Genomic DNA, 24,537 nt, shown 5'->3' on the forward strand with positions numbered 1-24,537 from the left:
CAGCGCACCCGTCGATCGGATACGTTGAGAGACGTGTCGATGATGAAGGGCGCCAATGTTCCGGTGCCGAGTTCCGCGGTCCGCGTGGAGTTGGGGTGGCAGTCGGGTCCCGGGGTTCCGGATGCCGACGCATCGGCCCTGCTCCTGATGTCATCGGGCAAGGTGCGCTCCGATGCCGATTTCGTGTTCTACAACCAGCGGCAGCATCCGTCGGGTGCGGTCAACCACGAGGGCAAGCAGCAGGGGACGCAGGTCACCGATGTGCTCTCGGTGCGGCTGACCCAGGTGGAGCCGCAGATCGAGAAGATCGTCATCGCCGCCTCCTCCGACGGCGGCACCTTCTCCCAACTGCGCGGCCTGCACGTGCGGGTGGTGGACGCCGATTCCGGTGCGGAGGTGGCCCGTTTCGACAGCACCGACGCCACCTCCGAAACCGCCTTCGTCCTCGGCGAGCTCTACCGCCGCCAGGGTGCGTGGAAGTTCCGCGCGGTCGGCCAGGGTTACGCGTCCGGACTGGCAGGTCTGGCAACGGATTTCGGCATCTCCGTCGACGATGCCCCGGCGCAACCGCAACCGGGCACCCCGCAGCCGCAACCGACTCCGACACAGCCACCACCGATCCCGACACAACCGCAACCGGACCCGGCATCCCAGTCCGGACTTCCCCCACAGCCGTCCCAGTTCAACACCCCACCGCCCCAGCCGTTTACGCCCGCCGCGGCTCCGGGCTACCCACCGCCGGGCCAGCAGCCGGTACCGCCTGGCCAGCAGTACCCCCCGCCGCCCAGCCACGGCCAGCAGTACCCATCGCCTCCGCCACCGGGCTACCCCTCCGACCCGCACGGACAGCCCGGCCAGGCCCCCGGCTATCCGCCGCCCGGCCAGCCCGGCTACCCCATGCCGCCGGGGCAGCATCAGTCCGGCCCACAGGGCTACCCCGCACCGCCCGGCCAACACCACACCGGCCCACAGGGCTACCCGACACCCCCGGGCCAGCAGCAGACCGGCCCGCAGGGCTATCCGGCCCCGCCCGGCCAGTACCCGCCGCCGAATTCCGGCCAGCACCAACCACCGTCGGCACCGGCCCCCGGTCAGTCCGCGCCCACGCCGCCGGTCAACCTGGGCAAGATCTCGCTGACCAAGGAGGCACCGGCGGTCTCGCTCACCAAGCAGGGTGCGAATTCCGGTGTGATGCGGGTGAATCTGAACTGGACCGTGCCGAACGCGCCGACCGGGCTGTTCGGCCGTCGTCGCGGCGGCAGCGGCGGCCTGGATCTGGACCTGTGCTGCTTCTGGGAGCTCACCGACGGTTCCAAGGGCTGCATCAGCCCGCTCGACACCATGGGCAACCTGCACCGCGCGCCGTTCATCGAGCTGGATCAGGACGACCGCAGCGGCGCGAGCGCCGGTGGGGAGAACCTGTCCATCAATCTCGACCACACCGCCCAGTTCCGCCGCATTCTGGTGTTCGCCTCGCTCTACGAGGGCGCGAACGACTTCCGCGGCGTGCACGCCACCGCCACCCTCTACCCGGTCGGCTCCCAGCCGATCGAAATGACGGTGGACGGCTGCGTGGACGATTCCCGCGAAATGGTGCTCGCTCTGATCGAGAACATCAACGGCGAGTTGGTGGTTCGCCGCGAGGGCGTCTTCGTGCGCCCGCCACAGGGCCGCAAGTACTGGGGCAAGCTGGCGGTGGATCAGGCCTACCGCTGGGAACTCAAGTGGGGCACCTCCAAGGGCAAGTCCTGAGTCAGGGCTGCTCGACCAGGTCGATGGCAGCGGCGCGGATCTCGCCCGCGTCGCCGTGCCAGCCCAGCAGATGCAGGATGGCGTCGGGGATCAACCGCTCGGCGTAGGCGGGTGGCGCTCCTTCGTCGGAGCGGATATTGATCACCGATTCGACGAGTCGGAAGGGCAGCAGTTCGCTGCCGGGTGCGGCGTCGCCCGATTCCGACACCACGCGCGCCGCCAGTGCCTCGTAGTGGCGGCGCAGCTCGTCGCGGCGCTCCCGGAAGGCCGCGAACCGAGGCGATCGCAGTTCCGGCAGCAGGTACAGCGCCCCCAGATTCCATCGCGCCGCGCACAGCTGTCGCACGTCGAACCAGGCCAGCGCGTAGAGCCGCACCACTGCGGGCTCCGGCCGCCGCGCCAATCGGTCCGCGAGTTCCAATGCCGCCGTGATGGTTTCGGCCAGCAGAGCGTCGAGGATGTCGTCCTTGGCGGCGAAGTGGTGGTACAGCGACGCCTGCCTGATCCCGACCGCGTCGGCGATACCCCGGGTGGAGGTGCTGCCGTAGCCGTTGGCGGTGAACAGCTCGGCGGCGGCGTCGAGGATCTCGGCGCGCGGCGTCGTGCCCTGTCGGCGGCGGGGCTCGAGGCGGGGACGCCCGGGTCCGATATTGGTCACGACCTCATTCTGTCCTACCCGGACTCATAGCCCATTTCACCAGGTGAGAGGTTTCTGTCATTCGATAGAAATATGCGCAACGCAGAAGTTACCGGCGGCCACGAGACGGATACACCGCCGTCACCACCGATGCCATCGCACGGCGAAAACTTTCAGTCGATAGGTATTCGCCTCGATGAAGGACCCGCCGATGGCCGCCCGATCGCTCCCAGAGCCACCCCATCCGTCCTGCGCCCCGTCCACCGGAGGGGGCCGAGCATGATCGTCACCGGTATCGCGATCAGCGTGGTCGCCGTCATCGCCATCGGCCTGTTCGTGGCCCGCAAGGTGGACGGCGACAGCACCAACTTCCTGGTCGCCGGACGCTCCCTGGCACTGCCCCTGGTGGCGGCCGGCCTGATGGGCCAGGCCGTCGATTCCAATGCGACCCTGGGCAATACCGACCTCACCAGTTCCCTGGGCTTCTGGGCCGGGGCCTCGCTGCCACTGGGGCTGGGCCTGTGCCTGCTCATCACCGGCATCTTCTTCGCCGCACCGATGAACCGCATGGGCCTGCTCACCCTGCCCGACTTCTTCCGCATCAAATACGGCCGCGGCATCGAGCTGACCTCGTCGCTGCTGATGATCTTCAGCTTCTGCATTCTGCTGGCGGGCAACCTGGTGGCGGGCGGCTACATCTTCGAGCGGTTCCTCGGCATCCCCTACACCGCGGGCGTGCTGCTCATCGTGACCATCGTGCTGTCCTACACCGTGGTCGGCGGCATGTTCAGCGACGCCTACACCGCGCTGGCACAGATGCTGATCACCATTTTCGGCTCGCTGGCCCTGCTCATCTGGGTCGGCTCCACCATGGGTATCACCATTCCGGAGGGCATGGGCCCCTTCGACTTCGGCCAGCTGACGAACACCTCCGAAGGCGCGCCGATCAACTGGGCGACCCTGATCTCGCTGGGCATCGGCGATATCGTCGCCATCGACTTCATGCAGCGCATCTTCTCGGCGCGGTCGCCGCAGATCGCCCGGCGGGCCTGCTTCGTCGCCGCCGCGGGCACCGCCGTCGTCGGCGTGCCGTACGCCATTGTGGCCCTGTCCATCTCGGGCGTGGTCGGCGACGGCGACGGGCCAATCCTGCTGCGCCTGCTGGCCGACCAGGCTCCGGCCGGACTCGCCATCCTGGTGCTGTCGGCCATTGTCGCGGCCTCCTGTTCGACGGCGAACGGGGCCATCCTCGGCACCGCCTCGGTGGCCACCCGCAATGTGGCCGGTCGACGCCGGGCCACCGACGCGGCCGGACACGACACCCTGCTGCGCCATGTGCGCTTCACCATGATCCCGGTGGTCGCGGTGGCGGTGCTGTTCGCGGTGCAGGTGCCGCAGACCGGCATTCTGCTGACGCTCGCCTTCGATCTCATGCTGGCCGGACTGATCGTGCCGTTCGTGGCGGCGCACATCACCGATCGGGTGAGCAGCGCGGCGGCGGCCGCGTCCATCATCGTCGGCCTCGGCACCCGGCTGGTGCTGTTCGTGCTCACCCCGACCGTGTACGGCGCGGAGAACACGCTGTGGCATATCGACAACAGTCTCATCACCGCGAGTTTCGACGGCTGGCCGACCTTCATCGCCTTCCTGGCGGCGCTGGTGACCTTCCTGGTAGCCCTGGCGGTCTTCCCAGCCCGCCGGGAGCCGGTTGCCGCGGCGACCGCACCGCATCCGGCAGACCCGCGACCGGCCGACTCGCCGCCGGTCCCGGCGGACGCGGCCGCGCAGCCCGCCACGGTGCCGACGACATGAGGCGCGTGAGCACGCCGGACAGCGCCCTGCCGGGCCGCCCCGCCCGCGCCGTCATCATCACCGCGCTGCTGGAGCGGCTGCTCGTGTGGGCGGTCCACCGGGCGTCGGGCACGCCGCCGTCGGAGCGGCGACATCCCAGACACACCAACTGATTCCGCCCACCCCGGCTGTCGTCCGGGGTGGGCAGCCATCCCGACTTGCGAAGGGAACCGATATGACAGGCACCGCATCCACCACCGAGGCACGGGCACACGCCAGATCACAGGCGGCGAGCGCGGCCATCGCCGGACCCGACCTGCCGGAAGGGATCGACGGCAGGACAGTCACCTTCGCCGCGCGTATTCCACCGGGCGGATACGCCACGGCGGTGCTCGGCCGGGGCACCCGCCTGCGACTGGCCGATCCGGCGGGCGCGGCCTGTGCGCACCTGTTCCTGCTGCGCGCCGAAGCACCTTGGGAGCGGCTGAATGTCGCGGATACGGTGAAGGTGCCGTGGCAGGCGTACCTGAGGGCCGGGCATCCCCTGCTGTCGGACCAGGGCCGGGTGCTGGCGACCGTCGTATCCGACAGCTCCGGCCACCACGACACCCTGTGCGGACCGAATGACGCGGCGCGGCAGCAACTTCGCCTCGCGGCGGCCAAGCACGGCCTGTCCCCGCGCGATCTCGGCCCCACGGTGTCGTTCTTCCGGGGCGTGCGTGTGGAAGCGGACGGCGCGTTGACCGCCACCGGCGGCGCGGGCGCGGGCGCGGCCGTCGACCTGCTCGTCCATCTGCCGGTGACGCTGTTGATCGCCGCCGCCGCGCATCCGCTGGACGACACCCCGGTCACCGACCTGGATGTCGTCGCCTGGTCGGCCCCCGACGAGCTGACCCGGGTCCACAACCCCGACCCGGAATACCGGCGCGCGGTGGAGAACACCGAAACCGCCTGGCGCGCCGCACATCCACGGGAGGCGATCGCATGAGCGGCCGGGTGAGCAGCCGACTCGGCGCGACCACACAGCGCCCCGATCATGCGCGAAAGGACACAGCATGAGCACCCTCGAACGCACCGTCGTCCTGGACGAGACCGTCCCCGCCCGCGTCGGCTGGTCCACGGTGGTCCGCGCCGGTGACCGGCTCGACATCGTCGACCTGCACGGCAATCAGGCGGTGGACTGCCTGCTGTACTCGGCGTCCGATCACACCGAGCGCTACAGCGCCCAGGCCACCCTCGCCGCCCAGCGCAACATCTTCCTCACCACCGGCAGCGCCCTGCGCACCGATTCCGGCACCACGCTCATGACCGTCGTCGCCGACGAGGTGGGCAATCACGACACCGTGGCGGGCGCCTGCTCCCAGGAATCAAATACACTGCGCTACGGCCACCACACCCGCCACCAGCACGCCTGCGTGGAGAACTTCCTCGCCGAGGGCATGAAGTGGGGGCTGGGCAAGCGCGACCTGGTCTCGAATATCAACTGGTTCATGAATGTGCCGGTGGAGGCCGACGGCACGCTGGGCATCGTGGACGGGCTCTCCGCGCCCGGGAAGAAGATCAGCCTGCGCGCCGAGATCGACACCCTGGTGCTGGTCTCGAACTGCCCGCAGATCAACAACCCCTGCAATGGTTTCGACCCCACCCCGGTGCGCATGGTGGTGAGCCGATGACGGCGGCGGTGACCCACACGACGGCCGCACCGGCCGCATCCGGTCACCCAGCCGAAACGGCGGCATCCGGTCGCCGGGCCGAAGCGGCGGATTCCTCACCGGTACAGCCGGATTCGTTCATCCCGGGTGCCGCGACGGTGCTGCGCCCCGGCATGCAGTCCACGGTGCAGGACTGGCCGGGGCGGGTGGGCTACTGGCACGTGGGCGTACCGCCTTCGGGCCCCATGGACGATCTGTCGTTCCGCCTGGGCAACCGGGCACTGGGCAATCCCGAGGGTGCGGCCGGACTGGAATGCACACTCGGCGGCCCCGCTCTGCGCTTCGACGCACCGACCCGAGTGTGCATCACCGGTGCACCGGTGCCGGTGACGGTGAACGGCCAACCGGTCCGGCAGTGGCGCAGCATCCGGGTGCCCGCCGGAGGAGTCCTGGACATCGGTGCGGTGCGCGGGCCCGGCATGCGCAGCTATCTACTCGTCGCGGGCGGCATCCAGGCGCCCGAATACCTCGGCAGCCGTGCGACCTTCACCCTCGGCAAGTTCGGCGGACCGCGCGGCCGCGCGCTCGCGGCCGGTGATGTGCTCACCTTCGGCGCACCGACCGGCCGCGGGAGCGCGGGCGTGCCGGGCGACGAACAGCCGGTGCTCACCCGCCGCTGGGAACTCGCGGTCACCGAGGGGCCGCACGGTGCGCCGGAGTTCTTCACCCGCGCCGATATCGACGCCATTGTCGGCACCGACTACGAGGTGCATTTCAACTCCGACCGCACCGGCGTGCGCCTCATCGGCCCCAAGCCGCAATGGGCGCGTCTGGACGGCGGTGAGGCCGGGCTGCATCCGTCCAACATCCACGACACCGCGTACTCCGTCGGCGCCCTGGATTTCACGGGCGACACCCCGATCCTGCTCGGCCCCGACGGCCCGAGCCTGGGCGGCTTCGTCTGCCCGGTGACCGTGGTGGCCGCCGACCGCTGGAAGCTGGGCCAGCTCACCCCGGGCGACACCGTGCGCTTCGTTCCGGTACGCGCCGACCGGGCCGCCTCGCTGCACGCGATCGGGCCGGGCCGCCGGGCCGACTGGCCCATGGTGCTCTCCGGCGGCGGCGACGGCGATGACGGCGTCCTGGCTCGGCGGGAGAGCGAGGACGGCACCGCCATCACCTACCGGCGCGCCGGAAACGACGGCGTACTCATCGAATACGGCGAGATGACCCTGGATCTCGGGCTGCGGGCGCGGGTGCACGCCCTGCACGAACACCTGCTCGAGCGCGCCGAACCCGGCATCACCGAACTCACCCCGGGCATTCGCTCCCTCCAGGTGCGTACCGACCCGGACCGGCTGCCCACGGCCGCGCTGCTGGACCTGCTCGGCGAGGCCCAGGCGGTGCTGCCGGCCGCCGAGGAACTCGTGGTGTCCAGCCGCACCGTGCACATGCCGCTGTCCTGGGACGATCCCGCCACCCGGGAGGCCATCACCCGGTACATGCACGGCGTGCGCGCCGACGCGCCCTGGTGCCCGTGGAATATCGAATTCATCCGGCGCATGAACGGATTGGCGTCGGTGGACGAGGTTTTCGATACGGTCTTCGCGGCGGAGTATCTGGTGCTCGGCCTGGGTGACGTGTATCTGGGCGCGCCCGTGGCCACCCCGACCGATCCGCGTCACCGCCTGGTCACCACCAAATACAACCCCGCCCGCACCTGGACACCGGAGAACGCCGTCGGCATCGGCGGTGCCTACCTGTGTGTCTACGGCATGGAGGGGCCGGGCGGCTACCAGTTCGTCGGCCGCACCACGCAGGTGTGGAATCACGCCTCGTCCGGTATCGGCGAGGAGCCCTGGCTGCTGCGCTTCTTCGACCGCATTCGCTGGTATCCGGTCTCGGCGGCGGAACTGCTGGACCTGCGCGCGGATTTCGCGGCCGGACGCGGAGCGCTGCGCACCGAAGCGGGCGAGTTCCGGCTCGCCGACCATCGCGCCTTCCTGGACGAGAACGCCGACTCCATCGCGGATTTCCGGGCGCGTCAGGCGGAGGCGTTCGCGGCCGAACGCGAATCGTGGCGTGCGGCGGGAGAATTCGCGGAGACGAAGGAGACCACGACATGACGGTGTGGATTCGACGGCGTACCGAGGTCGAGATCGCCGCCGACCCCGTGCCGGAGGGCCCGCTGCGCGGGCTGCGGCTGGCGGTCAAGGACAATGTCGATGTCGCCGGACTGCCCACCACGGCGGGCTGCCCCGACTTCGCCTACACGCCCGCCGCCGACGCACCCGCGGTCGCGGCCCTGCGGGCGGCCGGTGCGGTGGTGGTCGGCAAGACCAATCTCGATCAATTCGCCACCGGGCTGGTCGGCACCCGCTCCCCCTACGGCGCGGTGCCCAATGCGCTGCGGCCCGAATTCATCTCGGGCGGTTCGAGTTCCGGCTCGGCGGTGGCCGTGGCCCGAGGTGAGGCGGATATCGCCGTCGGCACCGATACCGCGGGCTCCGGCCGGATTCCCGCCGCGCTCAACGGGATCGTCGGCATCAAACCGACCGTGGGCGTGGTGTCCACCGTGGGCGTGGTGCCCGCCTGCCGCTCCTACGATTGCGTGACCGTCTTCGCCGCCGATCTGGACCTGGCGAATCGCGCCATGGCGGTGATGGCGGCCGATGCACCGGACCGGCCCTGGCCCAGCGATATCCGGCTGGCCGCGCCGCCCGCGCCCGTGGTCGCGGTCTTCAGCGAGCTGCCGGAACTCGACGAGGTGTGGCTGGCGGCCTTCGCACGCACGGTCGCGGCGCTGCGGGAGCGCGGGGTCACCATTGTCGAGATCGATCCGGCCCCGTTCCTGGCCGCAGCCCGCCTGCTGTACGACGGTGCGCTGGTGGCCGAAAGATACTCCGCTGTCGGAGAATTCGTGGACACGCACCCCGAGTCGACCGATCCGACGGTGGGCTCCATCATTCGCGCCGCCCGCGACCTGCCCGCCCACCGGCTGGTTACCGACCTGGCCGAACTGGAGCGGCTGCGCGGGCTCGCCATGGCGAGTATGGCCGGAGCCGATGCCCTGCTCATCCCCACCGCGCCCGACCATCCCAGTATCGCGGAGGTGGCCGCCGACCCGGTCGGCGTGAACTCCCGGCTCGGCACGTACACCAACTTCTGCAATCTGTTCGACCTGTGCGCGGTGGCCGTTCCGGCCGGGACGGCGGGCGCGGCCCAGTTCGGCGTATCGGTGGTGGCGCGCGCCTTCGAGGACGCGGTGGCCCTGGATATCGCCGCCCTGGTGCTGAACCGGCGGCCGCCCGAATCCGCCTGGCCGCTGGCGACCGCGGCCAGCACCGAACTCGTGGTGTTCGGCGCGCACCTGCGCGGTCAGCCGCTCGCATTCCAGCTCGACGCTCTCGGTGCGCGCTGGGCCGGACCGGTGCGGACCGCCCCGCGCTATCGACTGGCCGCCCTGGACACCACCCCGCCCAAGCCCGGGGTGACCCGCCTGCCCGAGGGCGAGGCGGGGGTCGCGGTGGCGGGGGAACGGTGGTTGCTCGCTCCCGCCGCCCTGGGCCGTTTTCTGAGCGCCCTGCCCGCACCCATGCAGCTCGGCGCGGTGGAACTCGAGGACGGTTCCTGGACAACCGGTTTCGGCTGTGACGCGGCGGCCGCGGCCGACGGCAAGGACATCAGCGAGTACGGGGACTGGCGCGTGGCCCTGCGCGCGGGCGCGGTCGGCTGACTCCGGGCCGCTCACCGCAGGCCGCGGAAGAACTCCCGGATATCGTCGGTCAGCAGTTGCGGTTCCTCCATGGCGGCGAAGTGCCCACCGCGATCGGCGACGTCCACCCAGTGCGTGATCGTGTGCTCGGCCTCCGCGTACTTGCGGATGCCGATATCGTGCGCGAACACGATCGCGCCGGTGGGCACGCCGGAGTTGACCGGCTGCCGACCCCACGCCTGATCCTGCGCGTATCCGACATAGGCGGCCGATCCCGCGGTGCCGGTCAGCCAGTAGATCATCACATTGGTGAGCAGCCGATCCCGGTCGATGATCTTGTCCGGTGCCACGGCCCGCGGATGCGTCCACTCCCGGAATTTGTCCATGATCCAGGCCAGCTGCCCCACCGGGGAGTCCACCAGCCCGTACGCCAGCGCCTGCGGGCGCGTGGACTGGATCGCGATATAGCCGAATTCTTCGCGCATGAACGCCTCCACCCGGCGGATGCGATCGCGCTCGAGATCGGTGAGCGCGGCCATCTCCGCCTCCGACAGCGGCACCTGCGGGAACGGTCCGGGCCCGTTCATATGCACGCCGATCACATGGTCGGTCGCCACCCGGCCGACCTCCGGGCTCACCGCCGCACCGATATCGCCGCCCTGGACGCCGTATCGGTCGTAGCCGAGGCGCCGCATGAGTTCGGCCCAGGTGCGCGCGATGCGCTCCACACTCCACCCGGAATCGGCCACCGGACCGGAGAATCCGAAACCCGGCAGCGACGGAATCACCAGGTGGAAGGCGTCATTCGGGTCTCCGCCGTGGGCGCGGGGGTCGGTGAGCGGGCCGATCACCTCGAGGAATTCGACGATCGACCCGGGCCAGCCGTGCGTCATGAGCAGCGGCACCGCATCCGGTTCGGGCGAGCGCACGTGCAGGAAGTGAATGCGCTGCCCGTCGATCTCGGTGGTGAACTGCGGGTGCCGATTGATCCGGTCTTCGGCGGCGCGCCAGTCGTATTCGGTGCGCCAGTAGTCGACCAGTTCGCGCAGCCAGTGCGTGGGTACGCCGGTGTCCCAGTCGTCGCCGGGCAGCGGCGCGGGCAGGCGGGCGGCGTCGAGTCGGGCGCGCAGATCGTCGAGTTGCCGTTGCGGAATCTCGATCCGGAAGGGGGTGATTTCGGTGCTGTGGAGGCTCATGAGAACTACGTTATGAGCCACCTAGGACAGCTTCCGCCCTAGCTGTACGGCAGACTTCGGATTGTGTTGGAAACTTCCGCGCGACTGCTGCGACTGCTGTCGCTGCTCCAGACACCGCGCGACTGGACAGGTTCCGAGCTGGCGGAACGCCTCGAGGTGGACGTGCGCACGGTCCGCCGCGACATCGACAAACTGCGCACCCTCGGCTACCCGGTGGACGCTGTCGCGGGCGCGGCCGGATATCGGCTGGGCGCGGGCGCGAAGCTGCCGCCCCTGCTGCTCGACGACGACGAGGCCATCGCCGTGGCCGTCGGGCTCCGCACCGCGGCGGGCGGCACCATCGCCGGTATCGAGGAGAGTTCGCTGCGCGCCCTCGCCAAACTCGAACGGGTGCTGCCGTCGCGATTGCGGCATCGGGTGGCGGCGCTGGAGGCAGCCACGGTCACCGTGCCCGCCGGAGCCGCCCGCGTCGACCCGGATGTGCTCACCACACTGGCCGCCGTCATCCGCGATCACGAGCGCCTGCGCTTCGACTACCGCACCCATCAGGGCACCGAGAGCCGCCGCACCGTCGAACCGCACCGGCTGGTCCACACCGGGCGGCACTGGTATCTGCTCGGCTGGGATGTCGACCGCGACGACTGGCGCACCTACCGCGTGGACCGCCTCACCCCGCGCATCCCGACCGGCCCGCGCTTCACCCCGCGCGACGCGCCGGAGATCGATCCGGCAGGGTTCGTCTCGCGCGGCGTGAGCACCGCGCCGTATCGCTACCAGGCGCGGATCACGCTGTTCGCGCCCGCGGCGGTGGCCACCGACCGCATCGCGCCGACGGTCGGCGTGATCGAGGCGGTCGACGCGGACACCTGTGTGTTGCACACCGGTTCCGACTCCCTCGACGAATTAGCCGTCTATGTGGGCATTTTCGGTTTCGACTGCCGCATCCACGAACCACCGGAACTCGTCGACCACATCCGCACCCTCACCGCCCGGCTCGCGGCGGCCGCCGGCTAGCACGAGCCGTCCGAAGTCCGCACAGCGTCGGGTTGCACCGCGTCCCGGATCACCCGCAACCCGGCCACCATGGCATCGAGTTGCTCGGCACTGAGCCGCCCGATGAACCACTCGTCCACCGCGTCGAGGTACGCGGGCAGCACCCGGGCCACCCGTGTCGCCCCGGCGGCGGTCAGCACCGCGAAGAAGCTGCGCCGATCGCCCGGCGCGGATTCCCGCCGCACGAATCCATTCCGCTCCAACCGGTCCACGAGCCGGGTGACACCACTGGTCGACAGGCCCGTCTGCGCGGCCAGATCGGTCATGCGCAGTTTGCGCCCCGGCGACCGGCTCAACCGCATGAGCGCATTGAGATCCAGCCCCGAGAGCCCGTACTCCCGCCAGGTCGGCTCGAGCTTCGCCAGCAGGCCCTCGTGCACCTCCAGGAACAGGCCGATGGTGGTGAGCCGAGGATCTTCGAAGAGGCGTTTGGGGTCCACGACAGCAGAGCCTAACCGCCTTCGCTGCATCGCGGATAGTTGACACGCGGAACACCTGGAGCTAATACTTGCATCGGCAATATTCCTCACAACAACTACTTGGAGGTTCCAATGACGACAGGGCAGTGGGTGGCGGGTTTCCGGATGGCGACGATGAATCCGGCCGAGGCGATCAGACTGGCCGAACCGCGCCGTTTCGCCGACGAGACGGTGCGGCAGGTACTGCATCTGGCCGGTGGCGGAGACCAGCTCCGGGTGCGGTTGACCAACCGCTACTCCGATCGGGAACTCGTGATCGGTGCCGCGCGTATCGCGGCGCGCGCGCACGGCGCGGAGATCGCGTGGGAGACCGACCGGGCCGTGCGCTTCGGAGGAACCACGACGGTACGGATTCCCGCTCGCGGCGAGATCGTCAGTGACCCGGTCGCGCTGCCGGTGGCGGCCCGGACGGATCTGGTCCTGAGCCTGTACCTGCCCGAGGACACCGGACTCGCCGCGTACGCGCAGTTGCCCGGCGAGTCCGCCTGGGTGACGACCGGTGACCACACCGCGGCCCCCGCCCTCCCCGACGCGCACGAGGTCACGTCGCAGTTCTTCGTCACCGGGATCGATGTGCTGGCACCGGCGAATACGCCCGTACTCGTGGCGTTCGGCGACTCTTGGTTCCAGGGCGCCGGCTCGACGCACGGAGCGAACCGCCGGTCTGTGGACGTGCTCAACGAGCGACTGGCACACGGCTGGGTGGTGAACCAGGGCATCGGCGGAAATCGCCTGCTCACCGAGCAGATCGGCGAATCCGGACTGGCCCGCTTCGAGCGCGATGTGCTCGCGGTGCCCGGCGTCGCCGGGGTGCTGGTGAACTTCGGCGTCAACGACCTGATTCTCGATGAGTACACCACCCCGGCGGACGAGCTGATCGCCGGATTCACCGAGCTGGCCCGGCGCTCGCACGCGGCGGGGCTACCCGTGTACGCCAACACCATCGGCCCGTTCGGCGGGGCCTACTACCCGGGTCTCGCCGTCGCGACCGGGCTGCCCGTACGGCGGCTGGTGAACGCATGGCTGCGCGGCACGGATGTCTTCGACGGCGTCTTCGATGTCGCCGCGGCAGTGGAGGATCCGGCGCGGCCGGACTTCATCCGGCCCGAATTCGACAGTGACGGTATGCATCTCAACGATGCCGGGGCGCGCGCCATGGCCGCGGTCATGGCGGTGCCCACGAATCAGGGCGTTCTGGGACCGGCCGCCTGACACTGTTTCAGGCCGCCCGCCCACAGGTCGTCGGCGATATCGCGGCCGAGTCGCACGCCGCCGATATTCTGGGACAGGTCCATGCCGCCGTCGGGCCCGGTGACGAAGGCGTCGAAGGACCAGTGCACACCGAGGTAGACGCGGCTGCGGCCGTTCTCCTCCATCATCTGCCAGAGGCCGCCCGGGAAGCGGCGGATGTGCCGGGGGCGGACCACGCCGTCGTTGTCGGTGGTGTGACCGTCGAGTTCCCCGGAGACGAAACCCATTCCGTCGGTGAGGGTGTCGGGGCCGTCGGCATCGACGCCGTAGAAGCGGCGGGCCATCTGGAAGGCGGCCGCGCCGAAGGTGGCGTGTCCGGAGGGGTAGGCCGGGAACGGCGGGCTGAAGTTGAAGGCGACCACATTGCTGCGCGGTGCGCCGTAGGGCCGCCAGCAGGGGTCGCAGTCGGCGGCCAGGGCGTCTCCCGCGGTGCCGTCCGGCCCCATGGACGGATCGAACTCGCGGATGCCGAGAATCGGACGCCAGAGGTTGTGCCGGTACTTGTCGTCCCAGGCCAGAATTCCGGCATCGGCGAGCGCGGTGTTGACCAGCGCGAACAGCCGGGCGTTCTGATCGGGCGTATTGTTCCGCGCCGCCGCGAGGTCGCGCACGATTTGATTGAAGAAGCGGGGTGGGGTGCCGAGCCCCTTGGCTCCGTCGTAGGCCCAGAACAGTCCCACCAGGGTTTCGGCGGCCGTCCGCGGGGCGATGCCGGGCGGCAGTGTGGCGGCGGCCTCGGGCGCGATGCCCTTCCCGCGCACCTCGCGCAGCGCCTCGAGGTAGCGCGGATCGTTCCCCTTCGGCGGCGGGTCCAGGGTGTAGCGGGTGGTCACCGCGAAACACCGCGAACGAGCGCCGTAGGCGGGCGCGTAATACCCCTGGGCCGGATTCACCGGGTCCGGGCGGTGATTGGGCGGAGCGGTATCGGGCACGTAGTTCTTGTCGTCGGTACCCGGATCGCCCTTGCGGGCCCGCAGCACCGCGCGGGCGACGGCCTGCCCGTGTGCGGTGCCGCGCCCGACGCCGGGTCCGGGCAGTTCGGCCTCCCGCAGCGCCCGGTCCAGACGAGGTGTCTGCGCCGGATACAGCGCCGTGAGGGTGGTGTGGGCGGCCAGCGCCACCGCCGCCGCCACCGATGATCCATTGGCCGCCACCGGCGGCGCGGTGAGCCAGGTGCCGTGCGGCGCACCGACGATGGAGAAGTACGCGTCGTGCATGGCCAGGTGCACGATGGCGAAGGCCCGTGAACTGCCGATCGGGCCGCGCACTCCGCGTTCGGCCTGCTTCGGCTCGGTGTGCGCGATCCGATCCGATTCGAGCGCCACCGCATTCCAATACAGAATCTGGTCCACTTGTCCTGCCTCCCAGGGGAATCGACTGCGACGGGCGGACAGAGATCGACATCTCTCGCCCGGCGCTGTCAGCATGCGCTGGTTTCCTGCGAGTCTCGGCAGTAGTCGGCTACCCGAATTCGCGGGGGCGATGGGACGGCATCCGAGTAGCCCGCGTGTTCCGCGTCCCCGGCGTTTCGGGTGGGGTCAGCGGGGTTTGACCTCGGCGAGCAGCTCCGGCCCGCGAGCCTCCAGCCGCTTGGTCGCCAGCGAGACGCCCAGCAGCCCGAACCCGATCCCGACCGCGACCCCCACCGGCAGAGCCGACCACAGCAGGAACGAATTATCCAGGCTCGCACCGATTCCCAGCAGGGCGATGACGGGAAGCGATGCCACCAGCTGCCCCAGCCCCACCGCCAACTGCATGAGAATCTTCGCGCAGCCCGGATTGCCCGAGGACGCGAAGGGATTGCCGCGGTTCGGCGGCATCGGATAGGGGGCATAGACCGACAGGAAGATCACCGCAGCCGCGCCCACCCCGAGCAGGACCGGCAGCGTGGACAGCGCCCACGGGTACATTTTCGTTTGCCCGACCGCGCCCGGCAGCACCACGGCGGCGATCACGGCGACCGGCGCGACCAGCAACAACCACGCCAGCACCCGGCCGCGCACATCCGCGCGCGCCGCATCCGGTGTGACCAGTGTCTGCCAGAGGGCGGTGCCGTCGAAGCCGTACAGGTTGGTGGCCGACATGGCGGCCAGCCACACCACGAACGCGCCCGCGAACGGCAGGAAAGTGGTGCTCCCGTTCTGGATGGCCAGGAAGACCGGCAGCGCGAAACCGATGAGCAGCAGCGGAAGCAGGGTGGCCCGGCGGCGGCCGTCGCGCCACCAGGTGCGCAGTTCCTTGCGAACAACGGCGCCGGTCGGACTGATGGGTACGAGGCGGTCCAGCACCCCGGTGCGCCCGCTCGCGCGCACCTCCTCGGCGGGTGCGGGCGGGGTGGTGAGGCGGCGGCCGAGCAGCCACGCCCACGCCTCCCAGAGCAGCAGCGACAGCGCGACCAGCCCGGCCAGCGGCAGCAGGGCCCGCAACCAGTGGCCGGAGGCGGCAGACTCCACCGCGTAGGCGGCCCATCCGGACGGGACCGCGCGCAGCAGGTTGCCCACGCCCTCCGGGGCGTCACGCAGCTTCGGGCCGAGACTGCCGACGATCAGATTGAGCGGGTAGTAGGCCAGCCCGAGCAGTCCGGCCAGCAGCACACCGAGATCGCGGCCGCGGCGGGACCGCATGGCCGCGCCGATCCAGCCGGTGAGCGCCCGCGACAGCAACACCACGAAGGTCAACTGCAATACCGCCCCGACCACGGCCACCAGCACCGCGCCGACGCTGTATCTCGCTGCGATCAGCACCAATCCGGAGAAGGCGAGCAGATTCACCAGCACCGCCGGGCCGACGAAGGCGGCGGCCGCCAGACCGTAGGCGAGTTGCCGATTGCTCAGCGGCAGCAGGCGGAAGTGCTCGGGTTGCAGCGTCTCGTCACTGCTGCCGGTGAGAATGGGCCCGCACAGCCAGCCCAGCGTCCAGGCGGTGTACAGGGCGGCGGCGATATTCGTCGCCCCGTAGAGATTGTCGGGCGCGCCGAAGCCGACCAGCAGCAGGGTGATCGCGGCGGCGATGACGCCGAAGACGATGCCCAGCCAGAAGCCGATGGCCCCGCGCCCACTGCGCATGCCGCGTGCGGTGAGCCGCAGCCGCATGCGGATCATCACGCCAACCACGACAACCCCTCGTCTCCGGCCACCCGGCCGCCGACCAGCCGCACGAATGCCTCCTCGAGGGTGCCCTCGCCGCGCACCTCCGCGACGCTGCCGCCCGCCACCACCCGGCCGTGGCTGATCACCGCGACCTGATCGCACAGGTTCTCGACCAGTGCCATCACATGGCTGGAGAGCACCACCGATCCCCCGGCGGCCACGAACCGCTGGAGAATGGTGCGGATGGTCGAGGCCGACACCGGATCGACCGCCTCGAACGGTTCGTCGAGCACCAGCAGTTTCGGTGCGTGTAGCAGGGCGGTGGCGAGCCCGATCTTCTTGCGCATACCGGCCGAATAGTCCACCACCACGGTGTTCTCCGCACCGTCGAGTTCGAGCACGTGCAGCAGTTCGTCGGTGCGCTCCACCACCGTCGCCTGCGGCATTCCGCGCAGTAATCCGGTGTAGTTCAACAGCTCTCGTCCGGTGAGCCGTTCCGGCAGCGACAGCCCGTCCGGCAGCACCCCGACCATGGTCTTGGCCCGCACCGGATCGGTCCACACCTCGGTGCCGAAGATCCGGGCCGCCCCGTGGTCGGGCCGCAGCAGCCCCACCGCCATCGACAGGGTGGTCGTCTTACCGGCCCCGTTCGGCCCCACCAGCCCGAAGAACGACCCGGGCGGCACGGCGAGGCTCACGCCCTCCACCACCCAGGGCCCGCCGAACTTCTTGTACAGCCCGTCCAGCTCGAGCGCCGGTCGCCCGTTCGCCTCCATGGTGCCCCTCTCCCGGGCGCCCCTCGCCCATCTCGAATATAGGTGCGACCACCGCGAACGGTAACGAACGCCGCAGCCGCCGGGCCGTACCGCGTGCCCGCTCGGCAGCCGGAGCGGCTCGATCCCCGGTACGTCCAGGCAGAGTGGTGCCCGGTCGATGGTGACCTCGATCGGGACGTGGCGTCGGCGCGGCGACGGTCCGCCGGTGCGATCGCGCACCGCACCGGCGGTCGCCGACTAGTCGGTCGCCACGATGCGGATCTCGTCATCCGCGGCCGCGGTGTCCTCGCCCGGCACCGTGAACCAGTGCGTGACCTCTTCCTCGAGGTCGGCCTCGACACCGTCCTCGCCCGGGAGCACCGAGAGCGCGCCCGCGGTGGCCGCGGTGAGGAATTCGTCCACGGCGGCGGAGCCGGTGGCGGCGGTGGTGTAGAGGGTCGACTCGTAGTCGATCTCATGCACCTCGCGGAGGCGGTCGGCGCGGTCGAGGGCGTCGGTCTGGGTAAGGGTGGCCCAGATGCCGTCGGCTTCGCGGGTGACGAAGGCCGGGGTGTCCTCGGTGAGCGGGCGCACGCGGTCGGCGTAGGAGACCGGGTGGGTGGCCGCCGCGGCGATATCCGCCTGCACCTGCGGGTCGGTGGGGACCAGCCAGCGGATGTTCTTGGCGGCCGGTTCCTCGGCGATGCCGAATCCCGCTCCGGCGGCGATGATCTCGCCGAAGGAGAGGCCGTCGGCGAACAGCACCGCGGCACCGGCCTTGTGCACGGCCCAGGCCGCCACCACACTGTCCGCCGAGCGCGGCAGGGCGATGGCGACGATATCGCCGGGGCCCGCACCGCGGTCGATGAGCACCCGCGCCAGCTGCGAGGAGCGGCGGTCGAGCTCGTGGTAGGCGATCTCCTTGCCGTCGGCCAGCAGCGCCGGAGCCTGCGGATCCTCCTCCACCACGGCGGCCAGTGCCTTGGCCACCGTACGGTCGCCGAGGCGGGTGGTCTCCGGGGCGGACTCCACCGCGGGAGCCGTGCTCTCGGCGAGGATGCGGGCGCGTTCGGTGTCGTCGAGGATGTCGATGTCACCGATCAGGCCGGTCGAATCGCCCAGCAGCGCGTCCAGCACGCGGTTCAGGCGCGCCGCCAGCGTCGCCACGTCGTCGGCGGTGAACCGGCTGGTCAGATACCGCATGGCGATCTCGATGGTCTCCTCGGCCATCACCACCAGCGTCATCGGGTAGTGGGTGTTGTCGTTGACGCCCACACCGGTGACCGACATGCCGTCGATGGAGCTGGCCGCGGCGACCGCGTCCTTGTCCATCGGGTAGGACTCGAACACCACCAGGGTGTCGAACTGGCTGCCGATACCGGTGGCCCGCTGGATGTCGGTGAGCCCGATGTAGTGGTGGTCGAGCAGGTCGGCCTGCTCGCGCTGCACCTTCTCCAGCATGCCCTCGATGCTCAGGCGGTCGTCGATGCGGATGCGCACCGGCAGGGTGTTGATGAACAGACCCACCATGGTCTCCACCCCGGGCAGATCCGCCGGGCGGCCGGAGACGGTCGCGCCGAACACCACGTCGCCGCGGCCGGTGAGCCGTCCGACCAGGATGGCCCACGCGGTCTGCACCACCGTGTTCACCGTGACGCCCAGTTCGCCGGCGCGCTTGGTGAGCGCGCGGGTGCGTTCGGCGTCGATTTCGGTGACGTGGCGGCCGATCTCGTAGGTTTCCTCGCCGCGCGGCTGCGGCGCGAGCTGGGTCGGCTCGGTGACGCCGGACAGCGCCCTGGTCCACGCCCGGAGCGAGGCGTCCCGGTCGCGACCGGAGAGCCAGGCGAGGAAGTTCCGGTACGAGGTGACCCGCGGCAGCGCCGAGGTGTCGCCGCGCACCGCGTACAGCACCAGCAGGTCCTGCATGAGCAGCGGCATGGACCAGCCGTCCACCAGGATGTGGTGGGTGGTGATCACCAGGTTCCACTGTTCGCCGCCGGTGCGGAACAGGGTGAACCGCATGAGCGGCGGCGCGGTCAGGTCGAAGTGCATGGCGCGGTCGTCCTCGATGAGTTCGCGCATGCGCGACACCCGCTCGTTCTCAGGTAGATCGGTGAGATCCACCTCCCGCCACGGCGCTTCGGCCCGGTCCAGCACCACCTGCACCGGCTTGCCGTCGGTATCGGTGACGAAGGCTGTGCGCAGGTTCGGGTACCGGTCCACCACACCCTGGGCGGCGGCGTGCAGCCGCGCCACATCCACCGTGCCGCCGAGGTCGAGCACGGCCTGCATGGTGTAGACGTCCAGGGTTTGCTGGCTCTGGGCGATCATGGCCTGGAAGAGCAGACCGCCCTGCAGCGGCGACAGCGGCCAGACATCGGCCAGCGCCGGGTAGTCGCGCTCCCACACCTCGATATCGGTCTGGCCGATCGAGACCAGGTTCATATCCGACGGCGTGAAGCCGCCGGCGTCGGCGCGCTGGGCGTGGGTGGCGAGCGCGGTCAGCGCCGCCACGAACAGGTCCGCGAACTCCTGCACCCGTTCCACACTGAGCAGCCCCGTCGGGAAGGCGAAGGCCGCGCCCAGCTGCGGGCCGTCCTCGCCGTCGGTGACGATGGCATTGATGTCCAGGGTGGCGTTGGCGGGCATGTCGCGGTCCATGTCCGCGTCCAGCTGCCCGAGGTCGGCCACCGGCACCCAGCCCAGTTCGGCGAGCTGTTCGGGCACCTCACCGGTGGAGACGCGGCCCAGGTAGTTGAAGCTGATCTGGCCCACATCGCGCAACCGGTCCCGGGTCTCGGGGTTGAGGTGGCGCAGCAGACCGAAGCCGAGGCCCTTGTCGGGCACGGCGAGCAGCTGCTCCTTCACCGATTTGACGATATCTCCCAGGGCTTTTCCACCCGCGAAGGCATCGTCGAGATCGGCCTCGCCCAGATCCAGGCGCACCGGGTAGGCGCTGGTGAACCAGCCGACGGTGCGCGAGAGGTCCGCGCCCGCGACCACGTCTTCCTCGCGACCGTGACCCTCCAGTTTGATCAGCGTCGCGGAGCGACTCGGTGAGGGGTGGTGGTCGGGCGACGGGTGGGCCAGCGTCGCGGAGCGACTCGGTGCGGGGTGGTGGTCGGGCGACGGGTGGGCCAGGGATGCCGAACTCGCACCGCGCCAACGCGATACGGCCATGGCCAGCGCCGACAGCAGACCGTCGTTGACACCGCCCCGGTACAGGCCCGGAATGGCGGTCAGCACCGCATCGGTGACCTCGGCTGGAATGGTGACCTCGACCCGCTCGACCGTGGCGAAGGTGTCCACGGCTGGATCGAAGGCACGCGAACCCAGCAGCGGATCCGGTGTCTCCGTGACACCCTGCCAGAACTCGAGTTCCGCCACCCGCTCCGGCGCGGACGCCGCGTCCACCAGGGCGTGCGCCCACCGTCGCATGGAGGTGCCGTTCTCGGGCAGCGCGACCGGCTGTCCGAAGGCCAGCTGCGACCAGGCCGTGGCGAAGTCCGGGATCAGGATGCGCCAGGACACGCCGTCGACCACGAAGTGGTGGGCGGCGATGAGCAGCACGTCGCGGCGCCGGTGCCCATCGGCGGCGTCCGCGGCGCCCTCCGTGGTTACGCGAGCTGCCGCCTCCGGGCGCGTCGCTCCCGCCGGCTCGAACGCGAACCACACGAACTGCACCATGGCGGCATTGGCCGGATCGAGGCGGCTCAGCGCACCGTCGAGTTCGGCGGACGCCACCCGCGACAGCTCCGCATCGGAGATGTCGGCGGGCACCATGACCTTCTGCACCAGCGCGTCGACATCCACGGCACCGCGTTCCAGCGCCTCGAAAGCCCAACCATCCGTGGCGTTTCCGCGCAGGCGCGCGCGCAGCACATCGTGGTGGTCGAAGACCGCCCCGAGGGTGCCCACCAGCGCCTCCCGGTCGATGCCGTCCGGCAGCCGCAGCGCCATGGACTGCGAGAACCGCTCGTAGCTCGAACCACTCGACAGAATGGCCGTCATGATCGGCGTCAGCGGAATGTCGCCGACCCCGCCGCCGGGCAGTTCCGCGAGCTGCTGCTGTTCGGCGTCCCCGCCGCGCACGGCCACCTCGGCCAGTCCGGCCACGCTGCGCTGCTCGAACACATCGCGCGGGCTGAACACGATGCCGCGCGCCTTGGCCCGCGACACCAGTTGGATGGACAGGATGGAGTCGCCGCCGAGCGCGAAGAACGAATCATCCGCGCCCACCTGCTCCACGCCGAGCACCTCGGCGAAGACGGCGGCCAGCTCACTCTCCAGATCGCTGACGGGAGCCCGGAATTCGCGCGGAGCGAGCACCGGTTCGGGCAGCGCGCGCCGGTCGAGCTTGCCCGCGCCGGTCAACGGAATCTCGTCGATGACCGTGATCGCGGTCGGCACCATGTATTCCGGCAGTCGCGCGGCGGCATGTTCGGTGAGCGCGGCGATATCGACGGTGGCACCGGCCACCGGCTTCACATACGAGGCGAGGATGGTGGTTCCGGCCTCGGTCTTGTGGCCGAGGGTGACCGCGAAGTCCACGCTCTCGAAAGCCGTGAGCGCGGCGTCGATCTCGCCGAGTTCGATGCGGAAGCCGCGCACCTTCACCTGGAAGTCGTTGCGGCCCACGTACTCCACCACGGCGCGGTCGAGCGCGTCGCGCCGCCAGCGCACCACGTCACCGGTGCGGTAGAGCCGGTCGCCCGGTGCACCGTACGGATCGGCGACGAAACGTTCGGCGGTCAGTCCCGGTCGCGCGTGGTAGCCGCGCGCCAGTTGCACACCGGCCACGTAGAGCTCACCGGCCACGCCCTCGGGCACCGGGTGCAGGCGGGCGTCGAGCACCATGGCCCGCATACCGCGCACCGGTCCACCGATGACGACCGGATCACCGGCCGACAGCGGATCGGAGATATTGGTGGCGATGGTCGCCTCGGTGGGGCCGTAGGCGTTGTGGAAGCGCCGCGGCGCACCCGGATTCTCCGACCACTTGGCCACCAGATCAGCGGAGACGGCCTCACCACCGGCGATGATCACCTCCATGCCGGACAGCTGCGCGGGGTCCAGCGAGGCCAGCACCGACGGCGTGATGAGGCCGACCGACACCCGCTCGCGGGAGATCAGCTCGCCCAGCTCGTCCCCGCCGTAGGTGCCCGGGGGCACCACCACGAGCGCACCGGCCGCGCCGACCGCGAGCAGCAGTTCCAGCACCGACGCGTCGAACGACGGCGAGGCGAACTGCAGTGCGCGCGAACCGGAATCGAGTCCGTAGCGCACCACCTGCTCCAGGCTGAAGTTGGCCAGACCCGCGTGGGTGACCACGACGCCCTTGGGCATTCCGGTGGTGCCGGAGGTGTAGATGACGTACGCGGCGTGCTCGGCCCGGATCGGAGCCCAGCGGTCGGCGTCGGTCACCGGATCGGCCGCATAGCCCTCGGCTTGCGCCAGCACCGCGGCGTCGTCGAGGGACAGCCAGCCCGCCAGACTCTTGACCGGCGGCAGCTTTTCGGCCTCGGCCGTCACGGTCAGGCCCAGTACCGCACCGGAATCCGACACCATGTGCGCGATGCGGTCGGCCGGGTAGGCCGGGTCGATCGGCACGAAGGCCGCACCCGACTTGGCCACCGCCCACACCGCCAGCACCGACTCGATCGAGCGCGGAACGGCGACGGCCACCAGCACATCCGGTCCGGCGCCGCGCTCGATGAGCAGTCGTGCCAACCGCGAGGACGCCGCGTCGAGTTCAGCGTAGCTGAGGGTCCGGCCGTCGAACACCACGGCCGCGCCGTTCGGATTGCCCTGGGCGGCAGTGCTCATCAGCTCCGGCAGGGTGGCCGGGACCACCGGTGCGCCGCCGGTGCGAGTGAGTAGATCGGTGCGCTCGGCTTCGGCGAGCAGGTCGAGATCGCCGACCGGCCGCTGCGGCCGCGTGGTGAGCTGTTCGAGCAGGCGGGTGAAGCGCTGGGCGAACACCTGCACCGTGGCCTCGTCGAACAGGTCACGCGCGAAGGCGAATTCGGCGTACATGCCGGCGTCATCGGACGCTTCCCGGATGGTCAGCGACAGATCGAACTTGGCGGTGTCGTTGTCGAAATCGACGGCGGAGACCCGCAGTCCGGGCAGTTCGAAACTGGTGTCCGGCAGATTCTCGAACGACAGCACCACCTGGAACAGCGGATGCCGCGAGGTGGAGCGCTCCGGGTTGATCAGCTCGACCAGCCGCTCGAACGGAATGTCGGCGTGCGCGAAGGCCGCCAGGTCGGCGTCCTTGGCGTGGGCGAGCAGTTCGGCGAAGCCCCGCTGCGCGTCCACCTCGGTGCGCAGCACCAGGGTGTTGACGAACATGCCGATCACATCGTCGAGCTCGGCCTCGCCGCGGCCCGCGATCGGGGTGCCGATGGCGATATCGGAGGTGCCCGACAGGCGCGACAGGAACACCGCCAGCGCGGTGTGCACGACCATGAACATGGTCGCGTTCTGCTCCCGCGCGATGCGCTGGAGTCCCTGGTGCAGCTCGGTGCCGATCGGGAAGAGCACCCGGCCGCCGCGGAAGGACTGGGTGGTCGGCCGCGGGCGGTCCGCGGGGAGGTTCAGCTCGTCCGGGAGGTCCGCGAGGGTCGTCTTCCAGAACGCGGCCTGCGCGGAGATGAGGCTCTGCGGGTCGTCCTCGGAGCCCAGCACCTGGCGCTGCCAGATGCTGTAGTCCGCGTACTGCACCGGCATCGGCGCCCAGCCGGGGGCCACACCGCTGGTGCGGGCGGCGTAGGCGATCATCACATCGCGGGTCAGCGGGCCCATGGACCAGCCGTCGGCGCTGATGTGGTGGGCCACGAAGACGAGCACGTGCTCGACCGTGGTGGGCTCGGCCGTCCGGCCGCCGCCCAGGGCGGCGGTGGCGTCCGGGCCTACCGCGCGGCGGGTGGCGGCTTCGACCGCGTCCAGGATGCCGAGGGCGGATGCCTGGTGTTCGCCCACCTCTTCGGGGGTTTCGACGCGGAACAGCTTGGCGCGCAACGGGACTTCCGCTGTGACGTCGAAGCCGGTCGCGATGACGGCGGCGATGCGGTCGCGGATCTCGGTCGCGTCGACCGGGATCGGGGTCAGGTTCGGGACCGCCTGTGCGGCGGGGACGATGACCTGGGATGCGGTGCCGTCTGT

16 protein-coding genes are annotated in these 24,537 nt (G+C 70.3%); 9 read left to right on the forward strand and 7 right to left on the reverse strand.

The annotated features are described in order from the left end of the window. Window positions 1-39: 39 nt before the first annotated feature. A complete protein-coding gene (locus ON31_RS25460; protein ID WP_051037742.1) occupies window positions 40-1,752 on the forward strand; it encodes a TerD family protein in 1,713 nt (570 codons plus the stop codon). 1 nt (window position 1,753) lies between these two features. On the opposite strand, the gene ON31_RS25465 is transcribed toward ON31_RS25460, so the two are convergent. Then, window positions 1,754-2,410, reverse strand: coding sequence for a TetR/AcrR family transcriptional regulator (locus tag ON31_RS25465; RefSeq protein ID WP_039817281.1), 657 nt, complete (start codon window positions 2,408-2,410; stop codon window positions 1,754-1,756). Window positions 2,411-2,668: 258 nt separating this feature from the next. On the opposite strand from ON31_RS25465, the gene ON31_RS25470 reads away from it, so the two are divergent. The 6 genes from ON31_RS25470 to atzF all read left to right on the forward strand — a co-directional run bounded on the left by ON31_RS25470 (window position 2,669) and on the right by atzF (window position 9,568). Further along, the gene (locus ON31_RS25470) at window positions 2,669-4,201 is read left to right on the forward strand and encodes a high affinity choline transporter 1 (RefSeq protein ID WP_039817282.1); all 1,533 of its coding nucleotides are present in this window, start codon (window positions 2,669-2,671) and stop codon (window positions 4,199-4,201) included. Beyond that, window positions 4,198-4,353: a hypothetical protein gene (locus ON31_RS36935; protein ID WP_157533774.1), complete on the forward strand. Its 156-nt coding sequence runs from the start codon at window positions 4,198-4,200 to the stop codon at window positions 4,351-4,353. Before ON31_RS25470 ends, ON31_RS36935 begins: the two co-directional genes overlap by 4 nt. Window positions 4,354-4,415: 62 nt before the next feature. After that, window positions 4,416-5,168, forward strand: a complete 753-nt coding sequence (locus tag ON31_RS25475; RefSeq protein ID WP_039817283.1) for a DUF1989 domain-containing protein — start codon at window positions 4,416-4,418, stop codon at window positions 5,166-5,168. A gap of 67 nt (window positions 5,169-5,235) precedes the next feature. After that, on the forward strand, window positions 5,236-5,853 hold the full coding sequence (locus ON31_RS25480; RefSeq protein WP_039817284.1) for an urea amidolyase associated protein UAAP2: 618 nt from the start codon (window positions 5,236-5,238) through the stop codon (window positions 5,851-5,853). Then, on the forward strand, window positions 5,805-7,958 hold the full coding sequence (locus ON31_RS25485; protein WP_370450441.1) for a 5-oxoprolinase/urea amidolyase family protein: 2,154 nt from the start codon (window positions 5,805-5,807) through the stop codon (window positions 7,956-7,958). The genes ON31_RS25480 and ON31_RS25485 overlap by 49 nt, the downstream gene beginning before the upstream one ends. Then, window positions 7,955-9,568, forward strand: a complete 1,614-nt coding sequence (atzF, locus tag ON31_RS25490; protein ID WP_039817285.1) for an allophanate hydrolase — start codon at window positions 7,955-7,957, stop codon at window positions 9,566-9,568. Before ON31_RS25485 ends, atzF begins: the two co-directional genes overlap by 4 nt. Before the next feature lie 11 nt (window positions 9,569-9,579). Here the strand turns inward: atzF and ON31_RS25495 are convergent, their stop codons facing one another. Continuing rightward, the gene (locus ON31_RS25495; RefSeq protein WP_039817286.1) at window positions 9,580-10,743 is read right to left on the reverse strand and encodes an epoxide hydrolase family protein; all 1,164 of its coding nucleotides are present in this window, start codon (window positions 10,741-10,743) and stop codon (window positions 9,580-9,582) included. A gap of 63 nt (window positions 10,744-10,806) precedes the next feature. Here ON31_RS25495 and ON31_RS25500 point away from each other — a divergent pair, with 63 nt between their 5' ends. Further along, on the forward strand, window positions 10,807-11,757 hold the full coding sequence (locus ON31_RS25500; protein WP_039817287.1) for a helix-turn-helix transcriptional regulator: 951 nt from the start codon (window positions 10,807-10,809) through the stop codon (window positions 11,755-11,757). Here ON31_RS25500 and ON31_RS25505 read toward each other — a convergent pair. Continuing rightward, window positions 11,754-12,236 (reverse strand): MarR family winged helix-turn-helix transcriptional regulator, encoded by a 483-nt coding sequence (locus tag ON31_RS25505; RefSeq protein WP_039817288.1) that lies wholly within the window; start codon window positions 12,234-12,236, stop codon window positions 11,754-11,756. The genes ON31_RS25500 and ON31_RS25505 overlap by 4 nt on opposite strands. Window positions 12,237-12,347: 111 nt before the next feature. On the opposite strand from ON31_RS25505, the gene ON31_RS25510 reads away from it, so the two are divergent. Continuing rightward, a complete protein-coding gene (locus tag ON31_RS25510; RefSeq protein WP_039817290.1) occupies window positions 12,348-13,487 on the forward strand; it encodes a GDSL-type esterase/lipase family protein in 1,140 nt (379 codons plus the stop codon). Here the strand turns inward: ON31_RS25510 and ON31_RS25515 are convergent. The 4 genes from ON31_RS25515 to ON31_RS25530 all read right to left on the reverse strand — a co-directional run bounded on the left by ON31_RS25515 (window position 13,460) and on the right by ON31_RS25530 (window position 24,393). Next, on the reverse strand, window positions 13,460-14,878 hold the full coding sequence (locus tag ON31_RS25515) for a vanadium-dependent haloperoxidase (RefSeq protein ID WP_051037738.1): 1,419 nt from the start codon (window positions 14,876-14,878) through the stop codon (window positions 13,460-13,462). The genes ON31_RS25510 and ON31_RS25515 overlap by 28 nt on opposite strands. 186 nt (window positions 14,879-15,064) lie before the next feature. Next, window positions 15,065-16,639: a hypothetical protein gene (locus ON31_RS25520; protein ID WP_039817291.1), complete on the reverse strand. Its 1,575-nt coding sequence runs from the start codon at window positions 16,637-16,639 to the stop codon at window positions 15,065-15,067. Then, a complete protein-coding gene (locus tag ON31_RS25525; protein ID WP_029930180.1) occupies window positions 16,627-17,391 on the reverse strand; it encodes an ABC transporter ATP-binding protein in 765 nt (254 codons plus the stop codon). The genes ON31_RS25520 and ON31_RS25525 overlap by 13 nt, the downstream gene beginning before the upstream one ends. 237 nt (window positions 17,392-17,628) lie before the next feature. Beyond that, complete coding sequence (locus tag ON31_RS25530) at window positions 17,629-24,393, reverse strand: non-ribosomal peptide synthetase (RefSeq protein ID WP_255222255.1); 6,765 nt, start codon at window positions 24,391-24,393, stop codon at window positions 17,629-17,631. Between the last annotated feature and the right edge of the window lie 144 nt (window positions 24,394-24,537).

Source organism: Nocardia otitidiscaviarum NBRC 14405 (genome assembly GCF_000308635.1).
Classification (GTDB): domain Bacteria; phylum Actinomycetota; class Actinomycetes; order Mycobacteriales; family Mycobacteriaceae; genus Nocardia; species Nocardia otitidiscaviarum.

Bases quoted from the DNA above. Each gene is read 5' to 3' on its own strand.
- ON31_RS25460 (WP_051037742.1), top strand. From the start codon at position 40: ATGATGAAGGGCGCCAATGTTCCGGTGCCGAGTTCCGCGGTCCGCGTG.
- ON31_RS25470 (WP_039817282.1), top strand. From the start codon at position 2,669: ATGATCGTCACCGGTATCGCGATCAGCGTGGTCGCCGTCATCGCCATC.
- ON31_RS36935 (WP_157533774.1), top strand. From the start codon at position 4,198: ATGAGGCGCGTGAGCACGCCGGACAGCGCCCTGCCGGGCCGCCCCGCC.
- ON31_RS25475 (WP_039817283.1), top strand. From the start codon at position 4,416: ATGACAGGCACCGCATCCACCACCGAGGCACGGGCACACGCCAGATCA.
- ON31_RS25480 (WP_039817284.1), top strand. From the start codon at position 5,236: ATGAGCACCCTCGAACGCACCGTCGTCCTGGACGAGACCGTCCCCGCC.
- atzF (WP_039817285.1), top strand. From the start codon at position 7,955: ATGACGGTGTGGATTCGACGGCGTACCGAGGTCGAGATCGCCGCCGAC.
- ON31_RS25495 (WP_039817286.1), bottom strand. From the start codon at position 10,743: ATGAGCCTCCACAGCACCGAAATCACCCCCTTCCGGATCGAGATTCCG.
- ON31_RS25510 (WP_039817290.1), top strand. From the start codon at position 12,348: ATGACGACAGGGCAGTGGGTGGCGGGTTTCCGGATGGCGACGATGAAT.
- ON31_RS25525 (WP_029930180.1), bottom strand. From the start codon at position 17,391: ATGGAGGCGAACGGGCGACCGGCGCTCGAGCTGGACGGGCTGTACAAG.